Annotated in this window: 12 protein-coding genes; 3 read left to right on the forward strand and 9 right to left on the reverse strand. The window is 40.4% G+C overall.

From position 1 onward, the window contains the following. The first annotated feature begins 275 nt into the window (after positions 1 to 275). Positions 276 to 584, forward strand: a complete 309-nt coding sequence (locus AN393_RS04790; RefSeq protein ID WP_004587588.1) for a hypothetical protein — start codon at positions 276 to 278, stop codon at positions 582 to 584. Positions 585 to 803: 219 nt separating this feature from the next. Here the strand turns inward: AN393_RS04790 and AN393_RS04795 are convergent, their stop codons facing one another. The 3 genes from AN393_RS04795 to AN393_RS04805 all read right to left on the reverse strand — a co-directional run bounded on the left by AN393_RS04795 (position 804) and on the right by AN393_RS04805 (position 5,481). Further along, the gene (locus AN393_RS04795; protein WP_055017482.1) at positions 804 to 1,145 is read right to left on the reverse strand and encodes a hypothetical protein; all 342 of its coding nucleotides are present in this window, start codon (positions 1,143 to 1,145) and stop codon (positions 804 to 806) included. A gap of 173 nt (positions 1,146 to 1,318) precedes the next feature. Continuing rightward, entirely contained in the window at positions 1,319 to 4,369 is a 3,051-nt protein-coding gene (locus AN393_RS04800) for an efflux RND transporter permease subunit (protein ID WP_055017483.1), read from the reverse strand. Next, positions 4,369 to 5,481, reverse strand: coding sequence for an efflux RND transporter periplasmic adaptor subunit (locus tag AN393_RS04805; RefSeq protein ID WP_082422667.1), 1,113 nt, complete (start codon positions 5,479 to 5,481; stop codon positions 4,369 to 4,371). The genes AN393_RS04800 and AN393_RS04805 overlap by 1 nt, the downstream gene beginning before the upstream one ends. A 329-nt stretch (positions 5,482 to 5,810) precedes the next feature. Between AN393_RS04805 and AN393_RS04810 the strand changes: the two genes are divergently transcribed. Continuing rightward, the gene (locus AN393_RS04810) at positions 5,811 to 6,536 is read left to right on the forward strand and encodes a TetR/AcrR family transcriptional regulator (RefSeq protein WP_055017484.1); all 726 of its coding nucleotides are present in this window, start codon (positions 5,811 to 5,813) and stop codon (positions 6,534 to 6,536) included. Between the two features lie 111 nt (positions 6,537 to 6,647). Here the strand turns inward: AN393_RS04810 and AN393_RS04815 are convergent, their stop codons facing one another. The 6 genes from AN393_RS04815 to AN393_RS04840 all read right to left on the reverse strand — a co-directional run bounded on the left by AN393_RS04815 (position 6,648) and on the right by AN393_RS04840 (position 13,814). Next, entirely contained in the window at positions 6,648 to 7,292 is a 645-nt protein-coding gene (locus AN393_RS04815) for a nitroreductase family protein (protein WP_055017485.1), read from the reverse strand. Positions 7,293 to 7,351: 59 nt separating this feature from the next. Next, complete coding sequence (locus AN393_RS04820) at positions 7,352 to 8,011, reverse strand: hypothetical protein (protein ID WP_055017486.1); 660 nt, start codon at positions 8,009 to 8,011, stop codon at positions 7,352 to 7,354. A gap of 514 nt (positions 8,012 to 8,525) precedes the next feature. Next, positions 8,526 to 11,417 (reverse strand): aminomethyl-transferring glycine dehydrogenase, encoded by a 2,892-nt coding sequence (gene gcvP / locus AN393_RS04825; RefSeq protein WP_055017487.1) that lies wholly within the window; start codon positions 11,415 to 11,417, stop codon positions 8,526 to 8,528. 154 nt (positions 11,418 to 11,571) lie between these two features. After that, positions 11,572 to 11,961, reverse strand: coding sequence for a glycine cleavage system protein GcvH (gene gcvH / locus AN393_RS04830; protein ID WP_055017488.1), 390 nt, complete (start codon positions 11,959 to 11,961; stop codon positions 11,572 to 11,574). 72 nt (positions 11,962 to 12,033) lie between these two features. After that, on the reverse strand, positions 12,034 to 13,116 hold the full coding sequence (gene gcvT, locus AN393_RS04835) for a glycine cleavage system aminomethyltransferase GcvT (RefSeq protein WP_055014143.1): 1,083 nt from the start codon (positions 13,114 to 13,116) through the stop codon (positions 12,034 to 12,036). Positions 13,117 to 13,214: 98 nt separating this feature from the next. Beyond that, entirely contained in the window at positions 13,215 to 13,814 is a 600-nt protein-coding gene (locus AN393_RS04840; RefSeq protein WP_055017489.1) for a hypothetical protein, read from the reverse strand. 126 nt (positions 13,815 to 13,940) lie between these two features. Between AN393_RS04840 and AN393_RS04845 the strand changes: the two genes are divergently transcribed. Further along, the gene (locus tag AN393_RS04845) at positions 13,941 to 14,789 is read left to right on the forward strand and encodes a LysR family transcriptional regulator (protein ID WP_055014145.1); all 849 of its coding nucleotides are present in this window, start codon (positions 13,941 to 13,943) and stop codon (positions 14,787 to 14,789) included. The last annotated feature ends 64 nt before the right edge of the window (positions 14,790 to 14,853 follow it).

A 14,853-nucleotide genomic window follows, 5' to 3' on the forward strand; every position in this document is an offset into this window, starting at 1 on the left:
TTAGCTTTTAGCTTTTAGCTTTTAGCTTTTAGCTTTTAGCTTTTAGCTTTTAGCTTTTAGCTTTTAGCTTTTAGCTTTTAGCTTTTAGCAGAACAGTGTCGTTTTTATTTCCGGTGTGGAAATCGTTATTTTTTGGAGGGGTAATAATCATTCAATTGGTTTTAGGCTGGGTTTCGCTTCGCTCAAACCAAGCTACGGTTGTTGCATAGCTACAAGCTTGCGTATAATGCCCGCATTCTGGCTGTATCTATTAGCCGCTAATTTGGATTTTAATAATGAAAAAACTCTCTGCAGTGCAAGTAAAACAACAAGCACTTGTGCTTAATGTCGCCGATAAACTAGAAGCACAAGGGCGCGAAGAAATCCCTGGTATGTTGCAGTGCTGGTTTGATGTGGAATATCACTTATTTCCAAGTTCACTACTTTTGTGTTTTCAGTTTGAAAACGAACAAGCTTTAGCAGCCGCAGAGCCTGATTTATTAAAATGGCAAAAGCGTTTAAGCGCCGCAATGCTTAAAAAAGGTGTGATTTTAAAAGATATGCGTAAACATTTAGTGTTTACCTTAAAAGGCCCTGATGATTAAAGAAGGGCTATAAATAGGGGGTAGAGCAAAGTTTTGAAGCTCTGTAGCTTATAAAAATAAGTTTAAGTGCGTCAAAAAGGGCAGTAACATTGCCCTTTTTAAATGGGGTTATAGAGGCAGGTTTTGCATTTTTCCTTAATCACAAAAGTAGAAGGGCCGCCCCCTACCGAATACTATAATTGCTCATAATCGAATTAAGTTAAGCCTGAGATAAAATTTTCACTGAAACTTTTTTATCAATTGATTTGCCTTATTTATATGTATTTGGCACTTTTCTGTAGTTAATAAGCTTTCATCTAAAGATTTATCTTTATCTGCATTTTCAAATGAATTAATAAAATCAACCTGCGCACTATAAAATCGATTACTTAAATCAGAGTTTGACTCTAACTCAGAGCTTAAGTAACTATTGAGCTCATTATACAACTTGCTATATTCTTTTATTTTTTCGAGAGTCGCCTTATTATTTAAATTTTCACAAAGTATTAAGCCTGCCGAAGTTTTTCCAGCAAGATGAAAGTCAGCACTTAGCGAAGCAATTAAAAAAATACTAAGCATCATTTAAAATTCCTTTTTAAATATAAAAAAATATTTTTTGATAAACTCGGCTAATATAGCTAAAAATATTACGAGCAGTAAAAGTCACTCAAAAACTGGAAATATAAGGCTTGGGGTCAGGATTTTCCTAATGAGTGACCCCTGTATTTCTTAATCAGTGTTAACTTAATTTTGTACTAACGTGTAGTAAGTACTTGTAAAGCCTGTTTGGGTGTACTATTCACTTCTTTTGACACAGCTAAATACACTGCTGGTAATACAAAGAGAGTGAATATTGTACCTATAATCATTCCTGCCACAAGAATAATACCAATGCTGTTTCTGGCTTCTGCTCCAGGCCCTGCTACTAAAACAAGCGGGAAGTGCCCTAGTACTGTAGCGGCGGTCGTCATCATAATTGGACGAAGTCTTAGTTTCGCACTTTTTATAACTGCGTCTAATTTTTTCATACCTTTATGCTGAAGTTCATTGGCGAATTCCGTGATTAAAATACCATTTTTGGCAACCAAGCCAACGAGAGTTATAAAGCCTATTTGTGCATATATGTTCATTGTAGTCATGCCCAGAAACGAGAATAACATACCTCCAGCAAGCGCCAACGGAACCGAACCTAAAAGCACAACCAATGGTGAGCGAAAACTATTAAACTGAACAGATAAAACCATGTAAACTAGTAATAGAGCCATAGCTAATACAGAAAATAAGCTATTTCCTTCTTTGCGCAGCTGTCGAGAACTGCCTGCGTAATTTACTTGATAGCCTTGTGGTAAAATCTCTTCTGCTGATTTTTCTAAAAATTTTAAAGCTTGATCTGGCGTTGTGCCTGGTGCTACCCCTCCTAAAATACGAAACGCGTTAAGCTGATTAAATCGATTAGCGCTTCGAACATTTACTGTATTCTCTAAGTTCGCGATACTACTCAGAGGAATAAAATCACCGCTGGAAGTTTTAATTTGTAATGCGAGTAAAGCTTCACTGCTTTTTAGCAAAGGTTGATCAACCTTTGGGATTACGCGGTAAGCCTTACCATTACTATCGTAGCGAGTTAAATCTTGCTCAGATACAAATAAAGATATTTGATCCGTTACAGCTTTGGTGTTCAGGCCTAGATCTGCTATTTTTTTACTGTCAAAATTGAGCCGTATATTAGGCATATCAATTTTTAAATCAGTATCAACAAATATAAACATACCGCTCTTTTGAGCCATATCCAATAACTGATATGTATACTGCAACATGTTTGTGAATGTATCTTGCGATTGAATCACCATTTCTATATCAAACTGACCACCAGTCGGCAGTGGCATTGGAGCTGTTGGGAAAACTCGTAGACCAGTAATATCTTTAAGTTTAAAATAAATCTCCTGAAGTACTTGAGATGTAGAATAATTACGCTCATCGTAAGGAACAAAATTAATCCCGCTAAAGCCTCCCGACTCTGTAACAGTTTGCCATATCATCTCAATCCCCTCTTTATATTGGAGGGTTTTTACAGCTTCTTGCATATATTTATTACTGTAATTTAAAGAACCGCTGGGCGGCGCTTCAGATACCACATAAAGTAAACTCTGGTCTTCTACAGGAGCAAGTTCTTTTTGAGAAAAAAGATAAAAAGGAACTGTTAATAATGACAGGACAAATGCCCCAGTTAAAAGCACGCCAAGGTGAGAGAACATTCTATTTAAAGCATTACCATAACTGTTTGATAATTTATCGAAACGGCTGTTTACCCACTGTGTAAACTGGTTTTCTTTCCCTTTTTCAGGTGATACATACGCACTCATTATCGGGGATAAAGTTATGGCAACAACACCAGAAAAAAGCACAGCGATAGCTAATGTAAATGCAAATTCTTTAAATAATGCGCCAGATAAGCCGCTAATAAAACCAATTGGGGCAAACACTAGAGCCAAAGTAATTGTCATTGATAAAATAGGCCTAAATAGCTCGCGAGAACTAATAAGCGCCGCTTCAATTCGGCCTTTTCCATTTCGCATATGCCTTGCGACATTTTCCACCACTACGATTGCATCGTCGACAACAAGTCCAACTGACAAAACAACAGCGAGTATGGTGAGCAAGTTGAGTGAAAAACCTGCAAGTAAAATAGCACCAGTACTACCTAAAATTGATATAGGTATACTTATTAAAGGAACGAGAGCAGTTCTAATTGAGCCCATCAAAAGTAAAATAACAATGCCCACCAATAAAACCGTTTCAATTAACGTGGTAAAAATCTCTTTGAGCGCATCACGCATATATTGAGTACCGTCAAAACCAATAGTAATTGATGTTCCCTCTGGTAAACGATTATTTATAGCTGTAAGTTGTTTGTATAACGCATCACCAATTGATATTTCATTTGAGCCAGGGGAAGTCACAATTCCAATAAATACGGACTCACGCAGATCATGTCTTGCAGAATCTTTACCGCGGTCTTCCCCCATTTCGACGCGCGCTATATCGTCAAGATGAATAAAGGTATCGCCACTCTTTTTAATAACCAGCTGACGAAAATCTTCACTATTTTGCTTTAAAGCGTTACTCATAATACTGATACTTTGTTCTGTATTATCTACTTTACCTAACGATGCAATAACGTTGTTATCCACAAAAGCCTGATGCACTTCGCTCGTGCCCACATTCAAGCTTGCCATTTTTAGCGGATCTAACCAGACACGAATTGCTGGTTTCCTTCCCCCTAAAACATCAGCACTTTGCACGCCTTCTACGGAGGCTAGCCAAGGAGTAACTTCCCTCTCAAGATAATCTGTTAACTCTGCTCGTTCGAAAGTTTCACTCGAAACATTGAGGTAAAATGTTGCCCCAGCCCTATCAACGCGTGATACAGAAACGCTAGGATCTTGTGCCCCCTCAGGTAACTCATAAGCAATTTGACTAAGGCGTGTATTAAGCTCAGCAAGGGCATCTGTACTATTTTGATTTAGCTTTAACCAAACGGTCACTTTACTCGTACCCGCAGTTGTTGATGAATCAACATAATCAACCCCTGGAACACTCATTGCTATACGCTCAATAGGTTCTGTAACAAATCCTTTTACTATATCTGCTGATACACCTACATATTCTGTCGTAACAACTAATGAAGAGCTCTCAATCTGAGGAAACTGAGATATAGGCAAGCGTAATGAAGCAACAACTCCAGCAATAACGATAACCAAAGAAAGCACAATACTGAGTATTGGCTTTTTTACAAAAATATCCATTACAGTTCTCCAGTGCTCATTGCCAACGGAGACTTTGCTGTTGAGCTGCGCTTCATAGGCATTACTAAAATACCTTCATAAAGTTTAAACGCACCGGCCGCCGCAATTTTATCTCCCTCTTTAATCTCATTAAGGGTTATTAACTTATACCCATCAAATTGCGAAACTACCTTTACAGGTAAACGCTTAGCACGATACGTCTCTGGCTCTGTTCCGTTAGCTACTAGTTTCATAACGTAAGTACCGTGCATATCATGATTAACCGATGTCACAGGCACTTGAAAAACACGCTCTTTATCACTAATAGGAACAAGCACCTCTAAAGGTGTATTTGGTGAGTATTGTTCATGTTTACGGTCAATTACAGCACGATACTTCAAACTGCGCGTATTACTGGCTATCTGCGTATCCTTAGCAATAACTGTGGCTGTTTGAAATAATGAAGAGCCAAACGCGTCAATATTCCTTACTCTAACATCAGAGCCTATTGGCAGCGGTGGATAAAATTGCGGTATGTCAAATTCGGCCCACACTTTGTCAGTTATTCCTACATAACTAGCAAGCATCTTATTGGCAGCAACATAATCACCTAATTTAATACTATGAAGCCCCATGATTCCTTTAAAGGGTGCGATCACTGTTTTTTTACTAATAGTGGATTCAAGTAACTCAATTTCGGATTGAATCACAATTAAATCAGCATAAGCTTGATCATACAATTCTTGGCTTATTGCGCTTTTATCTAATAGTTTTTTACTCCGATGTAATATCGATTGAGCGAGTTTTTCACGAGCTGTTGCAGCTTTGAGACCAGCTTTTTCTGCTGTTATATCCAATTGGACTAATAGTTCACCTTGTTCTACTTTTTTGCCAATTGGTGCACCAATGAAGGCAACTTTGCCGGGGAGCTCTGTAAAAAGCTCTAAATGTAGGGGCGATTGGGCACTACCCAGTACACTTATAGTTGGCATGTGTTCCGCATCTTTCACATAAGCAACCTCTACAACCTCATAGTGCTCTGGGAAAGATTCTGCCATCTCTATAGCAGAGCTGACCTGTTTAAATTTAAAATAGCTCAGCCCACCAATTAGTGCACTTAAGCCTAAAGCCATAAGTACCCAATACCTGTACACAGATCGCTTCTTATTCATAATCTCTCCCTAAGAGAATAACAAAAACCACATTCGAACAATATTCGAATGTGGTTATTTTATATCTGCAGTATTTTTTGTCAATGAGTTTTAAAGATGCTAGTACAGGAAGCTGTAAAGTTATGACTTCTTTATTCAGCTTTATCAATTATTTAAAAGGAACTAGTTAGATTGTAGAAATAAATAGATTGACTATATTTTGAAAAGCGTTGCACTCTAGTAGTATTGTTTGACTAAAGCCCAATGATTCATTAGCATTTGCCGATTATAACCCCCAATGAAGATAAACTATGCCTGCCCCTAAATATACTATCGCTAAACAAGAAGAACTCATTGTAGATGCAGCAGTAGAGTGTGTACTTGAAAGTTCATTACTTGATTTTAAAATGTCGAATATTGCTAAAAGTGCAGGAATTTCAATGGGATCGGTATATAAACATGTTCAATCTAAAGAAGATGTTCTGGTGGCGCTTTCTGTTCGTATTGATAGCCAAGCTTTAAAGGTCATTCAGGAGGTATTAGCTTTACCGTACACCCTGCCAGTAAAAATAATTGCCATTCACCTACTTTCACAAGAAGCAATGTATAGATACCCCTTTGGTTATCAACTGATCAATATGATGAGTGCTGAAGACTTGTTAGCAAAAGCATCAGTAAATTGGGTTACTAAGCTTGCTCATAAAGCACAAGAAATTCGTGGCCTTTTTCAGAACTCACTTAATGAGGCTGTTCAAAAAGAAGAGTTATTGTGCTCAGCTGAAGAGAAAGATGAACTGATTGAAGAAATTATGTTTTTACATTGGGCATTAAACATTGCTTTTCCACAAATTCTTAGCCAACCTTACGATACAAATAAGTCGAGTAACAGGTCAGTTAGAAGTGAGCCTATCGCCCTTAATCACCCAATAATTAGAACAGCAATACGTACTACTAATAGTTATCCGTGGAAAAACCCAGTTTCCATAAAAGATCTTATTGCAATAGAGAAGCTTCTTATAGAGCGAGGCTTAAGGTAGCTTTTCTGACTTCTGCTAATCAACAATTATCGGGCTTAACGCAGAGGTTAATCCCATTATCAATTCATTAAAAACAGTAAATTTTTGATAGCAAAAGTCAATTTTTAAAAACTATTTAGAAAGCATATGTTCCACACCACCTTTGGCGTTATATACACTTACCTCATCAACCGCTAAACGCGGTTTTTTATCCCAATTGCCTAGCTCGGCGTATCCAACAGTTAGTAACATTACGGGGATATAACGCTCGGCTATATTAAAGTCTTTTTTTAAGCGCTCAGCATCGAAGCCTATCATAGGACCGGTTGCTAAGCCTTTCGCCGTAGCGGCTATCATTAGATTCATTGTAGCTAGGGAGGCCGATCGTATTGCTTCTTCACGATGAGCTTGGGCATCATTACCGTAAAAACGCTTTGCTCCTTGTACAATATGTTCGTTTGCGCCTTCGCCATATATCCCTTCATTAACTGCTCTTTGAGAAATATCAGCCAAACGATTAATACCTTGTACATCCCCTAAAATAATAATAACAGCGGAGGCATCACTCACTTTTTGCTGCCCATAAGAAATCTCTTTTAATAGTGCCTTAGACTCAGTATCGTCAATAACTATGTAACGAGTGTGCTGTATATTAAACGCTGAGGGTGCTTGCTGTGCATATTCCAGCAGCTCTGTAAGCTCAGTTCTACAAAGCTTTCGGGCTTTATCAAACTTATCAATAGACTTACGTTTACTTATCGCATCAAGTGCTTTCATAACTTACCTCTTTCTTCGTTAATTTACATTGTAGAATGCCCTTTGCATGGGGGCCTTCATTAGTTTTTTTTGCTTCCAACTAAAGACTCTGCACTACTAAAAATAAACTCACCCGAATCCTCTAAAATACTTAAAGGAGACGTAATAATCCCCTTCACAGCGCCTTTAGACGCTTTAGCTGAAGCACTTTCCACATCAGCAACTAGCTGCTCCATTCTACCAATAAGTAAAGGTGCTTCCTTTCGTACAGCTGTTATTTCACTCAAAACAGGATGAATAATTTGCTTGTTTACGGAGTGTACTTCCGCTAACAACGATGGGATAGTGTCTGTTCTAAGCATATGAATTTCTTCTAAAACAGGGGGAGTAGTTTGAACCCGAATAGCTTTAATCTCTCCTAATAGCTGCGGTACTGTGGCTTCACGTAACGCTTTAGACTCTGCCAGTATGTCGGGCAAGTTATTATTAACCGCAGTAATCGTCTTTCTAACCTGAGTAACTTCATCCAAAACTTGGGGAACTTGCTTTTCAAGCTGTTTACTTAATTCCAGCCACGACTCAATATGAATACTTTTCTCTAAGCTCTCCATTCGGTCGAAAAAATATGGCAGCTGATGTCTCGTTTTGGACAGTTCTTGTGAAATAGCCAGGATTGAATAGGCTAAATAGCCTATTGCAAAAGCTATTAAAACGAATGAAAACGATAATGTTTTGGGCATGATTACCTCTATAAAATATAGTTATATCGAATAGTTAAACTTTTAAAGGCAAAGCTACTAAATCTGCCTAAGAACAAGGTAACCACATTCGAATTTAATTCGAATATTAATCAAATGGGTGTTTATTGTCAATATGTCGCCCTATGCTTTAAAATTACACAGTTGAATAATTTTAAAAATCTATGTTCTCAACAAGCGCGTATATCGTATCGCAATAAGATCTTCACCTTTTAAAGTTTCATATAATCAATACCTTAATAAATAATAAAATACTTTTAGATTCCCCGTACGTCTATAGTAAATAACACATACTCCTGGCTTTTGAGCGAGTAAGTATATTTGTGATTCGCTGGGTTTCGCTTCACTCTACCCAACCTACGTTCATATAATTTATGGCGAATAATCACACACAAAAAAGCCGTTGCATTGCTGCAACGGCTTTTATAATTTTTATAATTCCCAAACTATAATGGAACTTACTACCCATTAAGGTTCAAAAAATTAGTCTCTGCTCTTAGTCGCGATATGTCTCAACCGCTGGGCATGAACATACTAAGTTACGGTCGCCGTATACGTCATCTATACGTGTAACTGTTGGCCAGAACTTGTCTTTAGCTACCGAAGGCACTGGGAATGCAGCGTAAAAACGGTCGTATGCGCGGTCCCATTCGTTACCTAATACATCAGCTTGTGTATGCGGTGCAAACACAAGTGGGTTGTTTTCGATTGACCATTCGCCAGAGATTACTTTGTCGATTTCGCCTTTGATTGACACCATTGCTTCGATAAAGCGGTCTATCTCGCCTTTTGACTCAGATTCAGTTGGCTCAATCATTAACGTGCCCGCTACTGGGAACGACATAGTAGGTGAATGGAAGCCGTAATCTTGCAAGCGCTTAGCTACGTCCATTTCAGTAATGCCTGATTGCTCTTTTAATGGGCGTAAATCAACAATACATTCGTGCGCAACACGGTTGTTGCGGCCACGGTATAAAATTGGGAAGTGCTGGCTTAACTCGTGCGTTAAGTAGTTAGCATTCACAATGGCCATTTCGGTGGCTTGTTTTAAGCCCTCTGAACCCATCATGGTAATGTAAGCCCATGAAATAGGTAAAATAGCGGCTGAACCGTAAGGCGCTGCTGATACTGCACCGTTGTTAATGTTTGTACCCGGTACGTTAATTACGCTGTGGTTTGGCATAAATGGCGCAAGGTGCGATTTAACACCAATTGGGCCTACACCTGGGCCGCCGCCGCCGTGTGGAATACAAAATGTTTTGTGCAAGTTTAAGTGCGATACATCTGAGCCAATAAAGCCTGGGCTTGTTACGCCTACTTGCGCGTTCATGTTTGCGCCGTCCATGTAAACTTGGCCGCCGTGCTCGTGCACAATGTCACAAATTTCGCGAATGGTTTCTTCGTAAACGCCGTGTGTAGATGGGTATGTGATCATAATACACGATAAGTTTTCAGACACTTCTTCTGCTTTCGCTTTAAGATCGGCCATGTCTACGTTACCGTTTTTATCGCAATCAACCACAACAATTTTCATGCTAGCCATTTGCGCAGATGCAGGGTTAGTACCGTGTGCTGAGCTTGGAATTAAACATACGTTACGGTGCGCATCGCCGCGTGACTCATGGTATTTACGAATAGCAATTAAGCCTGCGTATTCACCCTGTGCGCCCGAGTTTGGCTGCAGTGAAACCGCATCGTAACCGGTAATGTTAACTAGCCAGTCGTGCAGCTCGTTAATCATTATTTGGTAACCTTCTGCTTGGTCTAGCGGGCAGAATGGGTGAAGGTTTGCAAATTCAGGCCATGTGATTGGGATCATCTCAGCGGTCGCGTTTAGTTTCATGGTACATGAACCTAGCGAGATCATTGAGTGGTTAAGCGCTAAATCTTTATTTTCTAAGCGCTTAATGTAGCGAAGCATGTCCGTTTCGCTGTGGTAGCTGTTAAAGTTTGGATGCGTTAGTATTTCGTCATCACGTACTAAACTAGCTGGAATAGAGTCGCTACCGTTTGCTTCAATATCGGCAGCAATAGCGTCTACACTCAGGCCGTGGCCTTCACCTAGTACAATATCAAATAGCTCAGCTACATCGGCGCGTGTGGTGGTTTCTGAAATCGAAATAGAGTACTCGCCGTTGTGGTTTGTAGCAAAGTTAACGCCTTTTGCAAGAGCACGTGCTATTACGTCATCTTTGCTGTCGCTTACAACTGTTAGCGTATCAAACCAGGTGCTGTGTTTAAGTGCGATACCTTTAGCTTTTAGGCCAGCAGCTAAAATATCAGCAAAGCGATGTATACGTTGCGCGATAGTTTTTAAGCCTTGTGGACCGTGGTACACCGCGTAAAACGCCGCCATGTTGGCAAGTAGTACCTGCGCTGTACAAATGTTTGAGTTGGCTTTGTCGCGGCGAATGTGTTGTTCGCGCGTTTGCATGGCCATACGCAGTGCGTCGTTACCTAAACGGTCTTTAGATACACCAATAATACGCCCTGGTAATGAACGTTTGTAAGCATCACGCGTTGCAAAAAATGCAGCGTGTGGTCCGCCGTAACCCATAGGTACACCAAAACGCTGAGCCGAACCAAGTACTACGTCAGCACCTAACTTACCCGGTGCTTTTAATAGTAATAAGCTCATAATGTCGGCAGCAACACAGGCAATGGCCTTTTTGCTTTGTACGGCAGCAATTAGGTCGGTTATATCGACTACTTCACCTGATGTAGTTGGGTATTGGAAAAGTGCGCCAAAAATGTCGTGGTTAACGGCATCTTCTGCTTTACCTACAATGATTTCAAAACCAAACTGCTCAGCACGGGTGCTGACTACGTCGATTGTTTGTGTGTGTACGTCGTCGGCAATAAAAAAGGCATTAGCTTTTTTAGCTTTAGATACGCGTTTTGCAAGGCCCATTGCCTCGGCAGCAGCGGTTGATTCGTCAAGTAACGAGGCACTTGCTAAATCTAGGCCTGTTAAATCTAGGGTCATAGTTTGAAAATTTAATAACGACTCTAAACGCCCTTGCGCAATTTCTGGCTGGTACGGCGTATACGCTGTATACCAGCCTGGGTTTTCTAGTACGTTACGTAAAATTACGTGCGGTACATGCGTTGGGTGGTAGCCTTGGCCAATGTACGATTTGAAAACTTTATTTTTGCTTGCTACCGATTTTAAGTAGCTTAGTGTTTCAACTTCAGTACGGCTTTCGCCAACTGTTAATGGCTGCGCTAAGCGAATGCTTGCAGGTACAGTTTGGTCGATCAGCTCTTGCACACTTGATACTTCTAAAGCACTTAGCATATCGCTTACTTGTGCTGGGCTTGGCCCAATGTGGCGGCGAATAAAATCTTGCTTTTGCTCTAACTGTTCAAGAGATTTGGCGTTTGACATGCGTCTAGATTCCTATGATCCTAAATACTAACGGGTAATTAGTATTGGTTAAAATATGTGATGATTTAATAACGTACTGTGTATGGGGAGTAGGCCGTTAAATCATAAAAGCCCCAAAAACAGTGAATGGGGCTTTTGTCATCTACTTAGAGTATTACTCTTCGTCGATTGTGTTAGCGTAGTCTTCTGCGCTAAGTAGGTTTTCAAGCTCTGACTCGTCAGTTGCTTTAATGCGGAATAACCAGCCGTCACCGTATGGGTCGTTGTTAACCGTTTCTGGTGCGTCTTCTAGCTCTTCGTTAATCGCTACAATTTCGCCGCCAATTGGCGCGTAAATGTCTGATGCAGCTTTAACCGACTCTGCTACTGCACAGTCTTCGCCTGCATCTACTTCGTCGCCTACTTCAGGTAGCTCTACAAATACCATGTCGCCAAGCAGCTCTTGTGCGTGCTCAGAAATACCCACAGTAAATGTACCGTCACCTTCGTTGCGAACCCACTCGTGAGAAGAGGCGTATTTTAAATCGCTAGGAATATTACTCATTATTTTGTTCCTTTGGTTTATATTGGGAGGATACCAATCACAATAATTATTGTGGTTGGTATAACCAAATTTTTAAATGATTGATTTGCCGTTACGTACAAAGCTAGGCTTTACTACTTTAACGTTAACTAATTTTTTGCGCATTTCTACTTGGGCTGTATCCCCTGTTGAACGCGGTACACGTGCAAGGGCTACACTAAAACCAAGCGTTGGTGAGAAAGTACCTGAGGTAATAACCCCTTCTCCACCTTCAACGATTACTTTTGAGCCGCTACGCAATACGCCTTTTTCTTCAAGCACTAGGCCAACAAGCTTGTCGGTGCTTTTTTCAGCGCGTTGCTTAACAAGTACGTCACGACCAATAAAGTCACGATCTTCTGGTTCCCATGCAATAGTCCATGCCATGTTAGCTGCAAGTGGCGATACGCTCTCGTCCATATCTAGGCCGTAAAGGTTCATACCTGCTTCTAAACGTAGCGTGTCGCGTGCACCTAAACCAGCAGGCTTCACACCTGCATCTAGCAGTTGCTGCCATAAATCAGCTGCTTGCTCGTTCGGTACTACAATTTCGTAACCGTCTTCGCCAGTATAACCCGTTGTGGCAATAAATAAATCACCCACTTGTACACCAAAAAATGGCTTCATCCCTTCAACAGCGGCTTGTTGCTCGGCATTTAAAAGTGTGGCTGTTTTTGCTTTTGCGTTAGGGCCTTGTACTGCAATCATTGCAAACTCTGGGCGCTCAGTAACGGTTACTGTAAAGTCGGCAGATACCTTAGCTAAGTGCGCTAAATCTTTTTCGCGGGTGGCAGAATTTACCACTAAGCGATAAAAGGTTTCGCTAAAGTAGTAAATAATTAAGTCGTCGATTACGCCGCCTTGCTCGTTAAGCATGCCAGTGTAAAGCGCTTTACCTGGGACAGTTAATTTTGCCACGTCGTTTGCTACTAACTTACGTAAAAATGCTTTTGCCTGCTCGCCTTCAACATCCACAATCGTCATGTGCGATACGTCAAACATACCTGCATCGGTACGCACGGCATTGTGTTCTTCTATTTGTGAGCCGTAGTTGATTGGCATTTCCCAGCCATGAAAATCAACCATTTTTGCGCCTGCTTCAAGGTGCTTAGCATGTAGTACAGTTTTAGAAGTCATAACATTCCTTCACTTTTAAATTAACCCTGTGCGGGCGTGGCTTAAATAGGTTTAACTAAACAGGCAAACATAGTTATGTTTACCGGTTATTTTATGTATTAAGCAGCTTGGTTTTGCATTAGTGCAAAACCTTGTGCTTGTAAGTGCTGTTGCCATTTTTGTAGTGCTTGTTGCTTGGCGACTAACACAAAATGTTGCTCGTCGTTTTTGTCTATTGCAGTAATAAATACATCACCGCTTTGCGCGCCATAGCATAGTTGCGGGTTTGATAAACGCAGCCCTGGCGTTAATTTAAACGCGCTAATTAGGGCATCAAAGGCATTTTCTCCACACAACGCAAGGGTTGCAAGGTCGCTACGTAGTACATAGTCAATATCAAAACGAAGTTGTTGTTCGCTTATAAGTGCTTGTAATTGCAAGCTTGCGCTATATGGCAATACAAATCTAAATGCGGTTTCGCTAAAGTAATAAACGGCAAAGCTATAGTCTGAATTTAAATCGCCATCAAGCGTGCCTTTTAGGCCTAAGCCGCTGGCTGTAAGCTTTGTTAGATCTAACCCTAAAATAGTGCTTAAAAATACACTGGCTTCACTGCCACTAAAATCCATTACAACCAGGTTGTTATTAGCTTGCACGGCATTAGTCACTGCACTTGCAGCATTGCTGTGGCGGGCAAACATTATTGGGTTAAAAGTCATAACAAACACCTGTGTATTTTTGATACCAAAAGTATATTGCGCCACTGTGACAACAACAAATTGTAATTATTAATCAATTGATAAATAATACTTATATATATGGCTATATAAATTGTAATTTTAAATATGAAAAACATATCAACCGACAGTTTGCGTACCTTTGTAATGGTTGTTGAAGTAGGTGGATTTGCAAAAGCCGGCGACCTGCTGGGCTTGTCGCAGCCTGCGGTAAGCTTGCAAATTAAACGTCTTGAAGATTTACTCGGTTATAAATTATTTAAAAAACAAGGCCAGCGCCAAGTGCTTAATCAGTACGGTGAGCTACTTTTGCCTATGGCAAAACAAATGATGCAGTATAACGATGCTATTTTGCAGCAATTCACCTCAGAGAGCATAACCGGTAAGGTGCGCTTGGGTATTCCTAGCGAATTTGCTGCGCGTATTTTGCCCTCTATCATTGGTGACTTTGTTTCGCTTTATCCAGAGGTATCGTTAGAAGTTAAATCACGCTTGAGTAAGCATTTGCTGTCGGCTTCAAGGCAGGATCAATTTGATCTTGTTTTAGCGCTTAACGAGCGCCTTAATTCAGACAAGTTTCCTATTTTTATGCAAGATGAGCTAGTTTGGGTGGGCGACCTAGCACAAGCAAAAAATGAGGTAGTCACTTTAGTAACCGCACCTGAGGGCTGTATTTATAGGCGCCGCGCTACCGATGCACTTAAAAGTGCAGGTATAAAATACCGTATTGTATACAGTAATGCCGACTTAACCGGGTTAATAGCCGCCATAAAAGAGGGGTTAGGTATTACTGTGCTGGCTAAAAGTACGGTACCAAGCGATCTTAATTTTCAGGCGCAAAGTAAACATTTACCTGCTCTTGGTAGTATAGGTATTAGCTTAATAAAAAGCGGGGGGGAGTCGGAGCACGCCGTAGATAAACTTGCTGAGTTTATTGCCCTACGCTTAGGCTATTAATCTACGTTTAATACCAATTTAACAGCCTAAAAATAAAAACACCGAGATTAAATAAACCTCGGCG

Origin of the sequence: Pseudoalteromonas sp. P1-25 (assembly GCF_001401805.1) — a bacterium.
Taxonomy (GTDB): Bacteria; Pseudomonadota; Gammaproteobacteria; order Enterobacterales; family Alteromonadaceae; genus Pseudoalteromonas.